At 46.5% G+C, this 505-nt stretch carries 1 protein-coding gene; it reads left to right on the forward strand.

Translation table 11 applies throughout. The annotated features are described in order from the left end of the window. Positions 1–505: Ig-like domain-containing protein (locus F885_RS01005; protein ID WP_005322784.1), on the forward strand; the 505-nt coding region annotated here is incomplete at both ends.

Raw genomic sequence — 505 nt, forward strand, 5'->3', positions numbered from 1 at the left:
TGAAGGACCACATACCGTGACGGTGACAGCGACTGACCCTGCGGGTAATGTCGGTACAGACACTGCGGTATTGACGATTGATACGGTTGCACCAATTGTATCTTTAGATGATGTTATTACTAATGATACGACGCCACCGTTGACGGGTACGATAAATGACCCAACTGCCACGATTGTAGTGAATGTGAATGGGGTTGATTATCCAGCGACCAATAATGGTGATGGTACTTGGACTCTAGCAGATAATGTATTACCTGTTTTAGGTGAAGGTCCACATACAGTAACTGTAACGGCAACAGATCCAGCTGGAAACACAACAATAGATACAGCAATTGTTACGATTGATACCATTCCAGCTGACTTGATTGGTGCAATCACAGTGCCAGACGACTTAAACGGTGACGGCATCTTGAATGCGACTGAGTTAGGTACAGATGGTAGCTTCGATGCACGTGTGGCATTGGGACCAGATGCAGTGCTTGGTACGGTGGTGACTGTGAACGGT

The sequence above is a fragment of the Acinetobacter higginsii genome, assembly GCF_000369845.1.
In the GTDB taxonomy this organism is placed as follows: Bacteria; Pseudomonadota; Gammaproteobacteria; order Pseudomonadales; family Moraxellaceae; genus Acinetobacter; species Acinetobacter higginsii.